General features: G+C 73.5%; 15 protein-coding genes and 1 riboswitch. Of the genes, 3 read left to right on the top strand and 12 right to left on the bottom strand.

Annotation, left to right across the window (positions count from 1 at the left end):
* Positions 1-51: 51 nt before the first annotated feature.
* From ACZ5T9_RS05835 to metE, 3 genes are all read right to left on the bottom strand, one after another.
* Positions 52-951, bottom strand: coding sequence for a class E sortase (locus tag ACZ5T9_RS05835; RefSeq protein WP_464834359.1), 900 nt, complete (start codon positions 949-951; stop codon positions 52-54).
* A 41-nt stretch (positions 952-992) separates the two neighbouring features.
* Positions 993-2,471 carry a carboxypeptidase-like regulatory domain-containing protein gene (locus ACZ5T9_RS05830; RefSeq protein ID WP_464834358.1) on the bottom strand — a complete coding sequence of 493 codons (1,479 nt, stop codon included), beginning with the start codon at positions 2,469-2,471 and terminating at the stop codon, positions 993-995.
* A 302-nt stretch (positions 2,472-2,773) separates the two neighbouring features.
* Positions 2,774-5,311: a 5-methyltetrahydropteroyltriglutamate--homocysteine S-methyltransferase gene (gene metE / locus ACZ5T9_RS05825; protein WP_464834357.1), complete on the bottom strand. Its 2,538-nt coding sequence runs from the start codon at positions 5,309-5,311 to the stop codon at positions 2,774-2,776.
* A gap of 89 nt (positions 5,312-5,400) precedes the next feature.
* Positions 5,401-5,514: riboswitch (SAM riboswitch) on the bottom strand.
* Between the two features lie 479 nt (positions 5,515-5,993).
* Here metE and pncA point away from each other — a divergent pair.
* Genes pncA through ACZ5T9_RS05810 form a run of 3 tightly spaced genes read left to right on the top strand, consistent with a single transcriptional unit; the run spans position 5,994 to position 8,169 of the window.
* Positions 5,994-6,686: a bifunctional nicotinamidase/pyrazinamidase gene (pncA, locus tag ACZ5T9_RS05820; protein WP_464834356.1), complete on the top strand. Its 693-nt coding sequence runs from the start codon at positions 5,994-5,996 to the stop codon at positions 6,684-6,686.
* Positions 6,683-7,600, top strand: coding sequence for a response regulator transcription factor (locus ACZ5T9_RS05815; RefSeq protein ID WP_464834355.1), 918 nt, complete (start codon positions 6,683-6,685; stop codon positions 7,598-7,600). The genes pncA and ACZ5T9_RS05815 overlap by 4 nt, the downstream gene beginning before the upstream one ends.
* A 20-nt stretch (positions 7,601-7,620) precedes the next feature.
* Entirely contained in the window at positions 7,621-8,169 is a 549-nt protein-coding gene (locus ACZ5T9_RS05810; protein ID WP_464834354.1) for a redoxin domain-containing protein, read from the top strand.
* Between the two features lie 243 nt (positions 8,170-8,412).
* Here ACZ5T9_RS05810 and ACZ5T9_RS05805 read toward each other — a convergent pair whose 3' ends face one another.
* The 9 genes from ACZ5T9_RS05805 to phoU form a co-directional block, all read right to left on the bottom strand.
* Complete coding sequence (locus ACZ5T9_RS05805; protein WP_464834353.1) at positions 8,413-10,206, bottom strand: glycerol-3-phosphate dehydrogenase/oxidase; 1,794 nt, start codon at positions 10,204-10,206, stop codon at positions 8,413-8,415.
* 94 nt (positions 10,207-10,300) lie between these two features.
* On the bottom strand, positions 10,301-11,800 hold the full coding sequence (glpK, locus tag ACZ5T9_RS05800) for a glycerol kinase GlpK (RefSeq protein ID WP_464834352.1): 1,500 nt from the start codon (positions 11,798-11,800) through the stop codon (positions 10,301-10,303).
* Between the two features lie 111 nt (positions 11,801-11,911).
* Entirely contained in the window at positions 11,912-12,361 is a 450-nt protein-coding gene (gene dhaM, locus ACZ5T9_RS05795; protein WP_464834351.1) for a dihydroxyacetone kinase phosphoryl donor subunit DhaM, read from the bottom strand.
* Positions 12,358-13,017 (bottom strand): dihydroxyacetone kinase subunit DhaL, encoded by a 660-nt coding sequence (gene dhaL, locus ACZ5T9_RS05790; RefSeq protein WP_006903496.1) that lies wholly within the window; start codon positions 13,015-13,017, stop codon positions 12,358-12,360. Before dhaL ends, dhaM begins: the two co-directional genes overlap by 4 nt.
* A gap of 10 nt (positions 13,018-13,027) precedes the next feature.
* The gene (gene dhaK / locus ACZ5T9_RS05785; RefSeq protein ID WP_464834350.1) at positions 13,028-14,029 is read right to left on the bottom strand and encodes a dihydroxyacetone kinase subunit DhaK; all 1,002 of its coding nucleotides are present in this window, start codon (positions 14,027-14,029) and stop codon (positions 13,028-13,030) included.
* Between the two features lie 166 nt (positions 14,030-14,195).
* Entirely contained in the window at positions 14,196-14,909 is a 714-nt protein-coding gene (locus ACZ5T9_RS05780) for an MIP/aquaporin family protein (RefSeq protein ID WP_006903494.1), read from the bottom strand.
* Between the two features lie 357 nt (positions 14,910-15,266).
* The gene (locus tag ACZ5T9_RS05775; RefSeq protein WP_464834349.1) at positions 15,267-15,866 is read right to left on the bottom strand and encodes a glycerol-3-phosphate responsive antiterminator; all 600 of its coding nucleotides are present in this window, start codon (positions 15,864-15,866) and stop codon (positions 15,267-15,269) included.
* A gap of 59 nt (positions 15,867-15,925) precedes the next feature.
* Positions 15,926-16,390 carry an arsenate reductase ArsC gene (locus ACZ5T9_RS05770; RefSeq protein WP_464834348.1) on the bottom strand — a complete coding sequence of 155 codons (465 nt, stop codon included), beginning with the start codon at positions 16,388-16,390 and terminating at the stop codon, positions 15,926-15,928.
* 115 nt (positions 16,391-16,505) lie between these two features.
* Positions 16,506-17,162 carry a phosphate signaling complex protein PhoU gene (gene phoU, locus ACZ5T9_RS05765; RefSeq protein ID WP_464834347.1) on the bottom strand — a complete coding sequence of 219 codons (657 nt, stop codon included), beginning with the start codon at positions 17,160-17,162 and terminating at the stop codon, positions 16,506-16,508.
* Positions 17,163-17,192: the final 30 nt, after the last annotated feature.

Below are 17,192 nucleotides of genomic sequence, written 5' to 3'. Positions count from 1 at the left end.
CCAGGGGCCTCGAGCCCCGCCTCGGCCTCGCCCTCAGCCCAAGGACGAGCCTTACGGCGTAACGCCGGTCAGTTCGGCATACACCACCAGCCGCTGCCGGGACGAACCCGGCGGGTGGCACGTGGTGAGGATGAGCCCCGGCCGGGGCCCCTCCAGCACCGCCCGCCAGTCGTTGCGGTGGGTGGCGAAGACGCGGCGGGCAGTGTACCGGTACCAGCGCCCCTGATACCACAGGGCAAGGGCGTCGCCGGGCTGCAGCCGGTCGAGGTGGCGGAACCAGCCGCCATAGGTGGTCCGGTGGGCGGCGATGGCCACCCGGGCCTGGGCGCCGGGCAGCTCGGCCTCCGGGTAGATGCCGGGTCCGCGCGCCAGGACGGCCCGGCTCGTACCGTAAAGGACCACGGCGTCCACACCGGCCCGCGGGATCACCAGCCGCGCCACGGGCTGCCCCGGTTCTAGGGCGGCCGCTTCGCGGCCAGCCGCCGCGTCTCCGCCGGCGCCTCCGGCGCCCCGCCCGGCTGCTGCCTGGAGCCGCTCCCCGCCGCGGAGCTCCCCGGAGCCAGGGACGGCCGCCGTGGCGGCCAGGCCGGGGTCTTCCCACCACCAGGCCAGCCACCCGTCAGGCACGCCCGCCCCGGTCAGACGCTCCCGCAACCAGCCGAGAAGCCTTTCGAGCCCGCCCAACCAGCGGCCCAGGAGCTCGAGGAGCCGGTCCGCGGCGGGGGACGCCCAGATCCGGCCGGCAGGCCCCAAGCCCGGCGGCGCGGGCTCCTCCGGGTCCCCGCCCGGATCATCCGGACCCGGCGGTACCAGCTGCGCCTGCAGGTGGGCCTGCCAGCCGGCGCCGTACACCCACTGCAAGGCGGGCGCCGTGGCCAGGGCGACCCCCACCAGGACGAGCACCCAGCCCGCCAGGGTTCCCCACCACCGGCGCGTGAACCGCACTGCCACGGCGCTTTCGTCTCCCATCAGGCTGGGATCCGCCCGCTGGGTCAGCAGGAAGGGGAGGGCTCGCCGTCCTCTGGCGGTGCGGGCGCGCCGGCCGCCATGCCGGCGGGGAATGGGCCGGCAACACCCGCCTCCGTCATCGTCCCGCAGGCTGCCCGCACGCCCCGGGCGCCACCGTTCAGTGCCCACCGCCGAACGGCCAGGCCGGCGCCGGCCGCCAAGGAGCCGGCGAGCAGAAAGGCCAGGCCGTTGCCGCCGGTGAACGGCAGGCTGCCCCAGCTGGCCCGCTCGTCGCCGGTACCGCCGCCGCCGCCGGGGCCGCTGCCGGTGGACCCGCCACCTGACCCGCCCGTGCCCGGTCCCGTACCAGGGCCGGGAGTGCCACCGCCCGGGCCGCCGGGTGGCGATCCCCCGTCACCGTCCTCACCGGGCTGATCGCCGGGAGGGTTCTGGGGGCCGGTGCTGGCGCGCTCCAGGCAGACCTTCACCGTGGCCGTGCCGTCGGGCCCCAGGGTGACGGGGCCGGAAGTAGTCACGGCGTATCCTCCGGCGCTGGCGGTGATGGTCAACCGGCCGCTGGAGGTGCGTCCGATGTCCAGGCTGAAGTTCCCGCCCAGGTCGGTCCGGGCGATGCCCAGGGCGGCGCCCAGTTCCTCACCCACCGACACCGTGGCGCCCGGGATGGGAAGACCGCTCAGGGCGTCGCATACCAGGCCGGTGATGGTGCCCGTGGGCAGGTCGGCCCGCACCGGCTCATCCCCTCCCCCGCCGGACGGGCCGCCACCGCCGGACCCGCCGCCGGATCCGCCGCTGCCGGCCTGGTCCCCATTGCCGCCGCCCGAACCTGACAGGAGCCCGCCCGTCGGGTCCGGGCTGATGCGGAGGCCGCCGTCCAGGCTGACCTCCACGTTCTGGTCGCCGATCTGCAGGTTCAAGGAGGGCCCGCCACCCGTGTTGCCGTCCTGGTCTCCGCCTCCCCCCGTGGACAGGAGGTCGCCGGCCGTGTCCAAGATGGCGCCGGTCAGGGTGCCGGCGGCGCCTTCCACGGTCCCGGCCACCCCCTCCACCAGGGAGCCGAGCGGGTCTCCCGCCAGGGTCCCGGCCGCCCCACCGGCCGTCTGGCCCGCCTGGTCCACCGTGCCCTCGACCGCCTCACCGCCTGTCCCTCCGGTCAGGGCGCCCGCCAGCTGGCCGGCGGCCTCGCCGGCGGTGGCGGCGATGGTGCCGGCGGTTCCTGCGGCGGTCCCGGTCACCGTGCTCAGGGCACCGGACAGCGTGCCCGTCGCAGCCGCCACCGTCCCGCCGGCTGCCGCTCCCGCATCCCGAGCCGCACTCCCGCCCGTGGCCAGAAGCCCCTGGGTCGCCTCCTGCACCTTCTCCGAGCCGGGCAGGCGCGGGCCGGCTGCCTTGGCCACCGGTCCTCCTCCCAGCAGGACGCCGCCCCCGGTGGCCACCACCAGGGCCACGCTGGCGACCCAGGCCACCGGGTGCCGCCAGCGGGAGCCCTGTTCCGCTTGCCGCATGCTCCCCCTCCCCCATACCGACTAAATGGACGTTTAGTATTTAGGATTCGTTGGGCTTGGCCTTTTTATGGTAGGTGTACGCTTTTAAAAGAAATTGTTTGATTCGACGCGGTATTGAGGCACAGTAGCGTCCATAAACAAGTCATTATTCGACAAAGAGTCCATCACGCTTATACGATACTTGCCGAAAATGCAGAGGACGGCTTCCCCTTCCCAGGGAAGCCGTCCCCATACCCCTGCCGGCCCCTTGCCGGTTGTCGAACCCTGTCGCCATCCGTCGCCTGCGGGCTGCAGGCTCCGGCCTACCGGCCGCCGGCCGCGGGAGCGGGTGCCCACTCCTCCCGCAGTTCCCGGGCCGCCTGGACCATGTGCCGCAGGGCCGGTTCGACCTCCTCGTAACGCCGGGTCTTGAGGCCGCAGTCCGGGTTCACCCAGAGCTGGCCCGGGTCGAGCACCGCGGCCGCCTTGCGCAGCAGCGCCTTGATCTCGTCCACCGGCGGCACCCGGGGCGAGTGGATGTCATACACCCCGGGGCCGATGTCGCTGGGGTAGCGGTGCTGTACGAAGGCGTCCAGCAGCTCCATGCCCGAGCGCGAGGCCTCGATCAGGATCACGTCGGCGTCCAGGGCGGCGATAGCGTCCAGGATGTCGTTGAACTCCGAGTAGCACATGTGGGTGTGGATCTGGGTCTCCTCCCGCACCCCGCCGGTGACCAGGCGGAAGCACTCGGTGGCCCAGGCCAGGTAGGCGGGCCGGTCCGCCTGCCGCAGGGGCATGGCCTCCCGGAAGGCCGGCTCGTCGATCTGGATGACCCGGATGCCCGCCGCCTCCAGGTCCTGGACCTCGTCGCGGATGGCCAGGGCGATCTGGCGGCAAGTCACCTCCCGGGGCTGGTCGTCCCGGACGAAGGACCACTGCAGGATGGTGACGGGCCCCGTCAGCATGCCCTTGACCGGCCGGTCCGTCAGCGACTGGGCGTAGGTGATCCACCGCACGGTCATGGGGCCGGGCCGGGCCACGTCGCCGTAGAGGATGGGCGGCTTGACGCAGCGGCTGCCGTAGCTCTGCACCCAGCCGTGGCGGGTGAAGGCGAAGCCCTCCAGCTGCTCGGCGAAGTACTCCACCATGTCGTTGCGCTCGGCCTCGCCGTGAACCAGCACGTCCAGGCCCAGCTCCTCCTGCAGCCGGATCACCCGGCGGATCTCGGCGCGGATGCCCTCTTCGTAGGTGGCGGTGTCGATCTCCCCGCGCCGCCAGCGCGCCCGCAGCCGGCGCACCTCCGGAGTCTGGGGGAAGGAGCCGATGGTGGTGGTGGGCAGGGGCGGGAGGCCCAGCCGCTCCCGCTGCAGCGACCGCCGCTGGGGCGCCCGGGAGGGCCTGCGGGCCTCGTCCGGGTTGAGCCGCGCCAACCGCTCCTGCACCTCCGGCCGGGTGCGCCGGGGCGAGCGGCGCCGGGCCTCCACCGCCGCCCGGCTGGCCTCGAGGGCGCCGGCCACGGCCTGCCGGCCCTGGTTCAAGGCGCGGGTCAGGACCGCCACTTCCTCCAGCTTCTGCTTCGCGAAGGCAAGCCAGCCCTTGATCTCCGGATCCAGATCCGTCTCCAGGTCCAGGTCGATGGGCACGTGCAGCAGCGAGCAGGAGGGGGCGACGAAGAGCCGCCCGGCCCCCAGGGCGTCCCGGGCCCGCTCCAGAAGGGCCAGGGCCGCCTCCAGGTCCGCCCGCCAGACGTTGCGGCCGTCCACCACCCCCAGGGAGAGGTGCAGGGTGGACGGAACCCCGGCGGCCAGCACCTGCTCCAGCTGGCCGGGGTCCCGCACCAGATCCAGGTGCAGGGCCTGCACCGGCAGGCTCAAGGCCAGCTCCAGGTTGTCCCGCAACCCCTCGAAGTAGGTGGCCAGGAAGAGCCGGAGCCCCGGGGCCGCCTGGGCCAAGGTGGCGTAGGCGCGGCGGTAGGCGGCCCGGGCCGGTTCGTCCAGGTCCAGGGCCAGGAACGGCTCATCCAGCTGGACCCAGGTGGCGCCGGCGGCCGCCAGCTCCCGCAGCACCTGCCCGTACACGGGCAGCAGGCCGTCCAGCAAGGCAAGGCGCGGCCCGGCGACCCCTTCCCCGCCGGAGGAACCGGCCGCCCCGCCGCCCAGACCCCCGGCCTCGCCGCGGCTCACCTCCGGGGCCCGGCCGGCGGCGCCCGCCCCGGCCGGAGTGCGGAGCTTGGCCAGCAGCAGGAAGCTGACCGGCCCCAGCAGCACAGGGCGGGCCTCAAAACCCAGGGAGCGGGCCTCGCGGAACTCCTCCACCACCTTGCGGGACGCCAGCTGGAAGGCCTGTCCCGGTTCCAGCTCGGGTACGATGTAGTGGTAGTTGGTGTCGAACCACTTGGTCATCTCCAGGGCGGGGACGCCCCGGCCGGGGGTGCCCCGGGCCATGGCGAAGTAGACGTCCAGGGGGACCTCCCCGGCAGCCGCGGCGGCCGCCGCGCCCGGGCCCGCCTCCGCCCTCTGGCCCGCCGCGGGGGTGGCCCGGCCCGCGCCGGCGGCATCGCCACCAGGAGCCGGGGGGATTGCGGCGCCGGCTTCCGCTGAAGGGGCCCACCCGTAACGGGCGGGCACGGCCCCCACCATGCAGGCGGTGTCCAGCACGTGGTCGTAGAGGGAGAAGTCCCCCACGGGCACCACGTCGATCCCCGCCGCCCGCTGCAGCTCCCAGTGCCGCCGCCGCAAGGCCGCCGCCGTCGCCAGCAGGGCGTCCGCGGAAATCTTGCCGTCCCAGTAGGCCTCCAGGGCCTGTTTCAACTCCCGGCCGGCCCCGATGCGGGGGAAGCCCAGGTTGGTTGCCACGGCCATGGGTTCTCGCCTCCTTCGCGGAATGGGTCCTTTGTGGGATGGGACTGAAAATGAAAAACCTCTCCGGGAAAGGAGAGGTTCCTCGCCTTTCCCTATCTCCCGGGAACGCCTCCCGCGGGAATTGGCACCGTGCCGCCTGGTTGGAGCGGCGGCCGGTTGCCGTGGCGTCATCGGGCCCGTCCCTCGGCCACTCTCGATAGGGCTTTGTCCGGTCATTCCCTTGTCAGCGACCGCGGGGTTGCAGGCGCTGCGGCCTGCAAGGCCCCCCGGGTTTCCGCATCCCGCAGCCAAGGAAGGGGCCCATGGCCTCGCGGCCTGCGGTGCGTCATCGCGGTCCGCGGCCCTCCGGGTCTCGTCCGGCCGGCGTGGGCCCGGTGGGCTTGCAAGGCCCGTTGCCCAGGTGCGGCCTGGCGCCCCGGCCCCGCAGCGGGCCGGAACCCTCGCGCGGGATGCGGGCATTGGGGACTGCTATTCGGGGCCGGAGACGAAAGTCCTGCTGCCCCCACACCCCAGGGCGGGCTGAAACCGCGCCATCCCCGGCGGTCGCCCGCTGCGGGCCCTGCCGGCCGCCGGCGTGCCATTGCGGCCCGGGCTCTGCCGGCCCGAGGTGGCCCGCATCCTGCCGGCGGCAGCCTATAAGCCTATAATTGAAGGGAAAACGGCGCAAGGAGGCAGCCCAGCCATGGACCGCCTGCAGCCCGGCGGCGCCGCGACGGGGGGCGGGGCGGCACCGGCCCCCGCCGGCGCCGTGACCCCCGAGGCAGCCGCCCAGCATCCTGACGCCGCCCTGGTGGTGGTGGACGTCCAGAACGACTTCTGTCCCGGCGGTGCCCTGGCCGTGCCCCAGGGCGACCAGGTGGTGCCCGTCCTCAACCGCTGGATCGAGGCCTTCCATGCGGCAGGCCGGCCCGTGGTCTTCACCCAGGACTGGCATCCCTCCGGCCATGTGAGCTTCCGCGAGCAGGGCGGGCCCTGGCCGGTCCACTGCGTGCAGGGCAGCCCGGGGGCCGCCTTCCACCCGGACCTGCAGGTCCGGGGCACCATCTTCCGCAAGGGGTTCGACCCCGACCGGGAGGCCTACAGCGGCTTCGACGGCGCCCTGGCCGCCGGTGAGGCCGGGGTCCGCCCCGAGGTCACCCTGGCCGGCTGGCTGCGGCAGCAGGGGGTCCGGCACCTGTACGTGGGCGGCCTGGCCACCGACTACTGCGTGCGGGCCACGGTGCTGGACGGCCTGCGGGAGGGTTTTCGGGTCACGGTGCCGGTTCCGGCCGTGCGGGCCGTCGACGTGACCCCGGGGGACGGGGAGCGCGCCCTGGCGGAGATGGAGGCCCACGGGGCCCTGCTGGCCGCCGGGGACGCCGGGGAGGCCCGGTGACGGTGTTCTTGCGGGACGAACGCGGCCGCGGCGAGCCGGCGGGCCCGGCCCACGATGCGGGCCAGGCCCGGCCCCCGGCCCGCCGCCTTCCCGCCGGGCCACCGGCGCCGGCGGCCGCCTCCACCCCAAACGCCCGCCCGGCGCCGGCTTCCGCCGGCGGCAAGCCCTCCGCCCTGGCGCCGGCAGCCCCCGCCGCCCGGCCCGGCCCCGGTCCGGACGGGCCGGCACCGGCCGGTCCCACCGTGCTGGTGGTGGACGACGAGGAGTCCCTGCTGGAACTGGTGGCGTACAACCTGCAGCGCAACGGCATGGCACCGGTGCTGGCCCGGGACGGTGCCGAGGCCCTGCGCCGCCTGGAGGAGCGCCGGCCCCAGGTGATCATCCTGGACGTCATGCTGCCCGATACCGACGGCTTCACCCTCTGCCGCCACCTGCGGGAGCGGGGCATTCAGACGCCCATCCTCATGCTGACCGCCCGGGACAGCGAGATCGACAAGGTGCTGGGGCTGGAGCTGGGCGCCGACGACTACGTGACCAAGCCCTTCAGCCCCCGGGAGCTGGTGGCGCGGATCAAGGCGCTGCTGCGCCGCACCGAGGGCCGGCGCCAGCAGATCGGCCCCATCGTGATCGACTACGCCGGCCATGAGGTCTACCGGGACGGCCAGCGGGTGGCCCTGACCCCCACGGAGTTCAAGCTGCTGGCCACGCTGGCTGCCGAGCCGGGCCGGGCCTTCACCCGGCAGGAGCTGCTGGACAGGGTCTGGGGTGAAGAGGCCTTCGGCGACCCGCGGACCGTGGACGTCCACGTGCGCCACCTGCGGGAGAAGCTGGAGCGCAACCCCAGCCAGCCGGAGTGGATCCTCACCGTGCGGGGACACGGCTACAAGCTGAACTCCCCGGTGGCCGGGCTGTGAGCCGGGGGGCCGGTTCCGGCGTGGTCCAGCGCTGGCGGGAGGCCTGGCTGCGCCGGCGCATGCCCCGGCCGGGCCGGGAAGCGCCGGACTTCACCCTGCCCCTGGCCGGGACCGGCGACGAATTCTTGCGGCTGCGCGATCTCAGGGGTCGCCCGCTGGTCCTGCTGTTCTTCCCCTTTGCCTTCAGCCCCGGCTGCTGCAACGAGATCGAGGACTTCACCGCCCGCTACCCGGACTTCGCCTCCCGGGGCGCCCAGGTGGTGGGGATCAGCACCGACAGTCCCTATGCGCTCCGGGCGTGGGCCGACCGCTACCAGGTGCCCTTCCCCCTGGCCAGCGATTACAACCGGCGGGTGATCCGGCGCTACGGTGTGGCCATCAGCCGCTGGGGCCTGGGCGATTTTGCCGACCGGGCCGTGTTCGTCCTGGATGAACGCGGCGTCGTGCGCTGGGTCTGGCGGGCCCCGGATCTGGGCTACCTGCCCGATCCGGACCAGGTGCTGGCCCACTTGCCCGATCCGCCCGGTGACCGGCCCGGCCCGGCCGGCCACCGCCCGGGCCGGCGCTGAGGGTCGCTGCCGGCAGCCGAGCGCGGAGGGGAACGCCGCGGCGAGGGGCATGGCGCAGCGCGGAGATGGTCCTCAACGTGGCGGTGGGCCTGGCGTCGCACGGAGATGGCCCCGAAGTCGCATCGCCCCGGCCCCGGCGCAGCAAGGGGCCGCCGCCGCGGCCCCTTGCCGGTTCGTTCTCGCAGCCGCGCAACCCCCAGCCCCGTGGGCCGGACCGTGAGAAGCGCCCCGCGGCCCGGACCGTCAGAAGCCCTCCCGCCAGGCGTGCATGGCCTGCACCTGGCTGAGGTACGCGGCCACCTCACCGTCCCGCCGCTCCTCGTCCCAGCCCAGGATCTCGCCCATGGCCGCCGCCGCGTCCGCCGCCACCCCGCGCCCGTTGTCGGTGCTCCAGAGGGCCTCGGGCACCCGCCGCCAGAGGGCGTCGGCCAGGGTCTGGGCCATCTCCTCCGCGGCGGCGTACCGGGCCGCCGCCCGGACCCGGGCCGCCCGCGGCCCCGCCTGCAGGTCTTCGGGGCGCAGGTAGCCCAGGACCCGGTCGATCTCATCGCCGTAGTGGCGGGCCAGCCACTGCAGTTCCTCCACGGGCAAGCCCGTCTGGGCCGCCTTCTGCCGCAATTCGGCCTCCGCCGGCACGCGGGCGCCGCCGGGCAGGGGCTCCTCGTCCACCGGTGCCCCTTGGGTCTCGGGGAACACCTGATCGACGATGTTGCGGGCCATGGCCTTGTAGGCCGTCAGCTTCCCGCCGGCCACCGTCACCAGGCCCGAAGGGCTGGTGTAAAGCTTGTAGTCCCGGGAGATGGCGCTGGGATCCCGCGTATCCCCCGGGTCGATGAGCGGCCGCAGGCCCGCCCAGGCGCTGATCACGTCGTCCGGTCCCAGGCGGGTGGTGGGGAAGGTGCGGTTGAGGGCGTCCAGCACGTAGCGGACGTCGGCGGCCTCGGGCCGGGGACGGGCCGGATCGTCCCGGTATACGGTGTCGGTGGTACCGGCATAGGCGAAGGCTCCCCGGGGCACGGCGAACATGATGCGCCCGTCCGGGCCGCGCATGGTCACCGCGTGGCGGATGGGCAACCGGTCGCGGGTGAAGGCGATGTGGATGCCCTTGGTCAGCCGCAGGAGGCGCGGCGAGCCGGGGTCGTCCAGCTGGCGCACCCGGTCGGCCCAGGGACCCGTGGCGTTGAGGATCCGGCGGGCCCGGATGACGAACTCGGCACCGCCGGCGCCCGCTTGGCCGGCCGCACCTCCGGCAGCCGCCTGACCGGCCGCCTGCACCGCCGGGCCGCCGGCGGCCCTCTCCTGCCCCGGCGTAGCCCCTTGGCCCGCCCCGGGCGCGACCTCGGCGCCGCCTGCCTCCGGCGTGCCGGCCGCCGCCGTCCCTACCCCGGTCCCGCCGCCCGCCAGCAGGTCCCGGACCCGGACGCCCACCACCTGCCCGCCCGCGTCCTTGACAAACCCGGTCACCTCGGCGTAGTTGACCACCACCGCCCCTGCGGCCACGGCCTGGCGCGCCACCGCCGCCGTCAGGCGCGCGTCGTCGGTGACGGCGTCGACGTACATGCCGGCCCCCACCAGCCCTTCCTGGCGCAGCAGGGGCTCCTCCTGCTGCACGCGGGCCGGGCTGAGGATCCGGTGCCGCAGGGTGCCCAGGCTCCGGCCGGCGTACCGGTCATAAAGCCAGAGGCCGATGCGCAGTTGCCACAGCGGGTCGGGGTCACCCCGGTACACGGGAAAGACGAACCACTCCGGCCGCACCAGGTGGGGTGCCAGGCGCAGCAGGCGCATGCGCTCCACCACCGCTTCGTGGACCAGCCGGAAGTCCCGCTCCTTGAGGTAACGCAGCCCGCCGTGGATCAGCTTGGTCGAGCGGCTGCTGGTCCCGGCGGCAAAGTCCCGCGCCTCCACCACCGCGACCCGGAGCCCCCGGTGCGCTGCCTCCCGGGCCACGCCGGTACCCGTGATGCCGCCCCCGATGATGAGCAGGTCGAAGGTCTCCCGCTGCAGTTGGGCCAGCGCCTGCTGGCGATTCACTGCCACCGCCTCCCACCGTCGAACTGCCGGCCGCTGCCGGCTGCCACTCCTTCCCCAGGGCGTGCGGGGCGGCCGGTCTGCCGGCCGCCCCGCCGCCCCCTCACTGGGCCGGTTCTTCCCAGCCCTTGGCCCGCTCCACCGCCCGCTTCCAGCCGGCGTAGAGCTTCTCCCGCACGTCCTCCGGCATGGCCGGCTCGAACCGCCGGTCCCGCTGCCAGAACTGCTCGATCTCCTCGCGATTCCGCCAGAAGCCCACCGCCAGGCCGGCCAGGTAGGCGGCGCCCAGGGCCGTGGTCTCGTTGACCACCGGCCGGTCCACCGGCACCCCCAACAGATCGGCCTGGAACTGCATGAGGAAGTTGTTGACCACGGCGCCCCCGTCGACCCGCAGGGCGCTCAGGGACAGGCCCGAGTCGGCCTCCATGGCGCCCAGCACGTCGCGGGTCTTGTAGGCGATGGACTCCAGGGCCGCCCGGGCCAGGTGGGCACGCCCCGTGCCCCGGGTGATGCCGACGATGGTGCCGCGGGCGTAGGGATCCCAGTAGGGCGCGCCCAGCCCGGCGAAAGCGGGTACCAGGTAGACGCCGCCCGTGTCGTCCACCGACCGGGCCAGGGGCTCGGTGTCGGCCGCCTTCTCGATGATCTTGAGCTCGTCCCGCAGCCACTGGACCACGGCGCCGGCGATGAAGATCGAGCCCTCCAGGGCGTACTCCACCTTGCCGTCCACGCCCCAGGCCACGGTGGTGATCAGGCCGTGCTCGGAGCGGGCAGGCCGGTCGCCGGTGTTCATCAGCACGAAGGCGCCGGTGCCGTAGGTGTTCTTGGCCATGCCGGGCCGGAAGCAGGCCTGGCCGAAGAGGGCGGCCTGCTGGTCGCCGGCGATCCCGGCGATGGGAATGGCGCCGCCGAGCCAGGCCGGGTCCGTCTCGCCGTAGACCTGGCTGGACGGCCGGGCCTCGGGCAGCATGGCCCGCGGGATGTTGAGCTCCTGCAGCAGCTCGTCGTCCCAGTCCAGGGTGTGGATGTTGAAGATCAGGGTCCGGGAGGCGTTGGAGTAGTCGGTGACGTGGACCCGGCCGCCCGTCAGCTTCCACACCAGCCAGGTGTCCACGGTGCCGAAGATCACCTCGCCGCGCTCGGCCCGCTCCCGCACCCCCGGCACGTTGTCCAGGATCCAGGCGATCTTGGTGCCCGAGAAATACGGGTCGACCACCAGGCCGGTCTTCTCCCGGAACAAAGCTTCCCGCCCGCGGCGCTTGAGGTCGGTGCACAGGTCGGCGGTGCGCCGGTCCTGCCAGACGATGGCGTTGTACACGGGGTCGCCCGTGGCCTTGTCCCACACGATGGTGGTCTCCCGCTGGTTCGTCACGCCGATGGCGGCGATGTCATCCGGGGTGGCACCGGCTTCCTTGAGCACCGCCCGGGCCACGGCCAGCTGCGAATCCCAGATGTCCAGGGGGTCGTGCTCGACCCAGCCCGGCCGGGGGTAGATCTGGCGGAACTCCTGGTTGCGCACCGCCACCACGGTGCCCTGGCGGTCGAACAGGATCGCCCGCGAGCTGGTGGTGCCCTGGTCCAGGGCGAGGACGTAACGTGCCATGTCCCTATCCCTCCTGGGCTTCTCCGCCCCGCGGGGACCGGCCGCTCCTGCGCCCGGTCCCCGGTGCTGGGTGTTCCGCACGCGTCGCCAGTGCTTTCCGGCGACGGCCCGTCAACGGCTTCCTTCCGCCGGAGGAACCGGCTCTTCAGGCACCTTGCGCATGCCCCGGGCCTCCTCGGCCCGCTCCCGCACGGCGGCCGCCCCGTCCCCCACCGAAGCCGCCACCGCCGCGATCACCGCGCCTTCCGCCAGGGGCGCGTCGGCCAGGACCACCCGACCGCGCTTCTCCTCGGGCAGCAGGTCCAGGGCGGTGGCGGTGTTCAGGTAGGCGCTGCCCAGGTCGAACAGGACCACCGCCTCCCTTGCCTGCTCGAGGGCCGCCTCGAGGGTGGACAGGATGGCGGCCGCGTCGGTCCCCAGGCTGCCGTCCTCCAGCCCGGCGGCGGTGAGGATGGGGACGCCGGGTCCTGCCATCTGGGCGGCCAGTTCCCGGACCCCTTCGGCCAGGGTGCGGCTGTGGGAGACCAGCACCAGGGCGGTGGGGGCGGCCGGCCCGGTCATGACGCCGGCCCCCCCGCCAGGGTCTCGGCTGCCGCTTCCATCATCAGGGTGGCGCTCAGGGAGCCCGGGTCGCGGTGGCCCCGGGAACGCTCGCCCAGGTAGCTGGCCCGCCCCTTGGTGGCCACCAGGGGAATGGTGGCATCGGAGCCCTCCCGGGCCGCGCGGGCGGCCTCCGCCAGGGCCTCGCCCAGGGAAGCCCCGCGGGCCAGGGCCGCGTCCAGGGCCTCCACCGCCGGCGCCAGGGCGTCGACCATGGTCTTCTCACCGCGGCCGGCCTTTCCCCGTTCCTGGATACCGGCCAGGGCCGCCTTGAAAAGGGCCGCCACGTCCCCCGGCTCCAGGGTGGCCTTGCCCGCCACCGCGGCGGCGGCCCGCAGGAAGGCCGTGCCGTAGAGCGGGCCCGAGGCCCCGCCCACCTTCGAGATCAGGGCCATGGCGACGGCCTTGAGCAGGTCGCCGGGTGCAGCGCCTTCCCCGGGCAGCCGCTCCAGGGCCGCCTGCAGGCCGCGGTCCATGTTGGTGCCGTGGTCCGCGTCGCCGATGGCCGCGTCCAGGGCCGTCAGCTCGTCCTTCTGGGCGGCCACCTTCTCGGCGAAGCGGCGGATGAAGGCCCGGATCCGCTCGCCGTCGACCGCCGCCGCTGCGTCCCCTGCCACCGGCGTCACCTCACACGCCCCACCGCAGGGCCGGCGTGTGGACGGGCGCGTCCCACAGCCGCAAGAGCTCGTCGTCGGCCCGCAGCAGGGTGATGGAACAGCCCTGCATCTCCAGGCTGGTGATGTAGTTGCCGACCAGGTTGCGGGCGATGGTGATGCCCCGCTGCCCGAGGATCTCCGCCAGCTTGCGGTACACGATGTAGAGCTCCAGCAGCGGCGTGCCGCCCATGCCGTTGACCATGGCGATCACCTGCTCGCCCTGCTTGAGGCCCAGGTCGTCGATCACGGGGCCGGCAAGCATCTCGGTGATCTCGTCGGCGGGCCGCAGCTTCATCCGCTCCCGGCCGGGTTCCCCGTGGATGCCGATGCCGATCTCCATCTCGTCGTCGCCCAGCTCGAAGGTGGGGGTGCCCTTGGCCGGCACCGTGCAGGAGGTCAGGGCCATGCCCATGGAGCGCACGTTGTCGCTGACCTTGCGGGCGATGCGCTCCACCTCGTCCAGGGAAGCCCCTGCTTCGGCGGCGGCCCCTGCGATCTTCTCGACGAACACGGTTCCGCCCACGCCCCGCCGGCCGGCGGTATAGAGAGAGTTCTCCACCGCCACGCCGTCGGCCACCAGCACCGAGCGCACGGCGATGCCCTCGGCCTGCAGGAGTTCCGCGGCCAGCTCGAAGTTCATCACGTCGCCGGTGTAGTTCTTGACGATGAAAAGGACCCCGGCGCCGCCGTGCACCGCCTTGGCCGCCTCGACCATCTGGTCCGGCACGGGGCTGGTGAACACCTCGCCGGGGCAGGCCGCATCCAGCATGCCGCGGCCCACGTAGCCCCCGTGCAGGGGCTCGTGGCCGGAACCGCCGCCGGAGATCAGGGCCACCTTGCCCTGCACCGGCGCGTCCGCCCGGGCCACGAAGCGCGGCTCGGCCTGGACCCGCACCAGATCGGGGTGGGCCAGTCCGAGACCCTGGGTGGCCTCGTCCACCACCGCTTCCACCCGGTTGATCAGCTTCTTCACAGTGGACCTCCTTCCCCCGGGCACCCGCGCCCCCTGGGGCGACCTCCCCGCTGCGAGGCGGTGCCCCGCTGGGGCGGCCGCCCTCCGGGCGGGCGGCCGCCGGTCACGCGCCAGGGGGCCGGGTTCGTCCGGAACCATCAGCCAAAGGGGTGAACTGCCCCAGGCATCAGCCGAACAGGCTCTGGAAGAGCACAGCGCCTACGATGCCGCCGATGACCGGCCCCACCACGGGAATCCAGGCGTAGCCCCAGTCGGAGCTGCCCTTGCCGGGGATGGGCAGGACGGCGTGGGCAATGCGCGGCCCCAGGTCGCGGGCCGGGTTGATGGCATAACCCGTGGGGCCGCCCAGGGAGAGGCCGATGGCCCAGACCAGGAAGCCCACCAGCAAGGGGTTGAGGCCGCCCGCCAGGTTGTTGGCCGGGTGGCCGATGCCCAGGATGCCCAACACCAGCGCCGCCGTGCCGATGATCTCCGTCACCAGGTTGGCGGCGGGGCTGCGCACCGCCGGCCCTGTCGAGAAGACCGCCAGCTTAAGTTCGGGATCGTCGGTGATGCCCCAGTGGGGCAGGTAGGTCACGTAGACCAGCACCGCGCCCAGGAAGGCGCCGATCAACTGGGCGATGATGTAGGACGGCACCTGGGCCCAGTCGAACTGGCCGATGGAGGCCAGGGCGATGGTCACCGCCGGGTTGATGTGGGCACCGCTGACGTGTCCCACCACATAGACCGCCACGGTCACGGCCAGGGCCCAGCCCGTGGTGATCACGATCCACCCCGAGTTCTGGCCCTTGGACCGGTTGAGCAGCACGTTGGCCACGACACCGTCGCCCAGCAGGATCAGGATCGCGGTGCCGAGGACTTCCCCAAGAAACGGGCTCACAGATCAACCCCCCTGAATGTTGTGGGCGGTCGCTCCCCTTCTTATCCCTGCTCCTTCAGCCCTGCCCGCCCCGCGGGCTCCGTCCCCGCCGGGCGGCCGGCGCGGCCTGGCCCCTGGCGCCGCCGCGCCCCACCCCTCCCCCCTTCCTGCCCGCCGGCGCGCCACCCGTCACCGCCCCGGCCGGTGGCCCGTCTCCGCACCGGGCCCAAAACAGGAAAGCCCTGCGCGAAGCGTGGTGCGCCTCGCGCAGGGCCTTTCTCCCAGGTCTCCGGCCCATGCCAACGGGTGCCGCGCCTTGAGGCAGCGGATTTTGCATGATGAATCCTGTTCTGCAAGGAAGGTTTCGCGGCAGGCTGCTCATCTCCTGCCGGCCGCCGGCCCCGTCCCCCACAGGGCGGGGTTGCTGGTCGACACGGCGGTGGCGCCGGCCGCCAGGACCTTCTTGATGTCCGGCCGCGTGCGCACCAGGCCCCCCGCCACCAGCGGCCCGCCGTGAACCGTGCGGATCTCGGCGAACACCCAGGCGGGCAGGGACGCCGGCAGCACTTCCACCGCGCCCGGCTGGGTCCGGCGGATCACCTGCACCGCCGTGGCCACCGCGGCGCTATCCAGGGCAAAGATGCGCAGGATGGTCTCCAGGCCGGCCTCCAGGCTGTAGCGGGCCACGCTGCTGCGGGTGGTGATGATGCCGTCGGGCCGGGCGTAGCGGGCCAGGAACTCCACTCCGCTGCGGTCCCCCGCCAGTCCCTCCACGAGATCGTAATGGACGAACACGGCCTTGCCGGCCCGCCGGCACCGGTCCAGAACCGCCGGCAGTCCCAGCAGGGTGGCGTGCAGGAGGAACACGGCCCCCGCCGGGCTGGCCAGGGCGGCTTCCAGGTCGTCCTCCCGGCGCACCGCCGGCAGGACGGGATAGCGGTGCAGGGCCTGGCGGGGGTGGGGCGTGGTGCCCGGCATCGGCTTCTCTCCCTTCGCCGGCAGCCCGTGCCGGAGACTTGCGCCGCAAGGGTTCGACCTTACGCGTCCTGAACCTCCCGCACCCACTCCTCCAGGCGCCGGGCCAGCTCGTCTCTCACCCGGCGGAAGGCGGCCAGGCGCTCGGCAGGAGGACCCTCCACCCGGGCCGGGTCGGGCAGGTCCCAGTGCCGGTGGACCGCCCCCGGGGGCGGGGCAGGGCAACGCTCGCGAGCATCGCCGCAGAGGGTGATCACCCAGCGTGCCCGGCCCAGTATGGCCGGGTCGATGCCCTTGGACGCCTGGCTTCGTATGTCGATGCCGAGCTCGTCCATCACCTGGACGGCCAGGGGGTGCACACCCCTCGGCTCGAGGCCCGCGCTGTGGACCTCCCATCCGGGGCCGAGAAGGCGCCGCGCCAGCCCCTCGGCCATCTGGCTCCGTGCCGAGTTGCCCGTGCAGAGGAACAGCACGACCCGGCCGGAGCGCAAGCCCTTCCCTTCAGCGGTCCCCTCCGGTTGTGCCATCTCGCTGCCTCCCGCCGGTGTCCCGCCGCCCACGGCCTGTCCGGACCGCGGCGGGCTCACCATCGTAAGGAACGGTCGCCGCCGAGCAACGGTTGGCCGCCCGCATCCGTCGTCATCAGTCGTTCAGTTCCTGCCGCACGCCCGTCACCAGGTAGATCACCCACTCCGCCAGGTTGGTGGCGTGGTCGCCGATGCGCTCCAGGTGCGACGCCACCATGAGCAGCTGGGTCGCCTGTTCCACCGTCCCCGGCTTTTCCCGCATGATCATCAGGAGCTCGCGGAAGATCTGGTTGAACAGGTGGTCCAGCTCGTCGTCCCGGGCCACCATGGCCCGCGCCAGCTCCACGTCGCCCTCCACGAAGGCCTTGAGCCCGTCCCGGACCATCTTCTCGGCGATCTCCGCCATGCGCGGGATGTCGACCAGGGGCTTGATGAGGGGCTCGCCACCCAGCCGCAGGGTCACCTTGGCGATGTCGTGGGCGTGGTCGGCCATGCGCTCCAGGTCGGTGATCACCTTCAAGGTCATGCCGATCTGGCGCAGGTCGCCGGCCATGGGCTGCTGCAGGGCGATGAGGTTGAGGCAGCGCCGCTCGATGTCGAGTTCCATGCGGTCGGCCTGGTCTTCCAGTTCGAGGACCCGCCGGGCCTTGGCCTCATCCCGTTCCTTGAGGGAGTCGACGGCCAGGCGGATCGCCTCCTCCACCTGGGTCCCCATGCGCAGCAGGTCCTGGCGCAGGGCATCCAGCTCGGCGTGATAAGAAATCCGTGCCATTCGCGGTCCTCCTCCTGGCGGCCACACCGC

This window comes from Thermaerobacter nagasakiensis (assembly GCF_055396825.1).
Note: the sequence above shows the minus strand (reverse complement) of the source record. Positions and strands in the feature narration are given on the sequence as shown.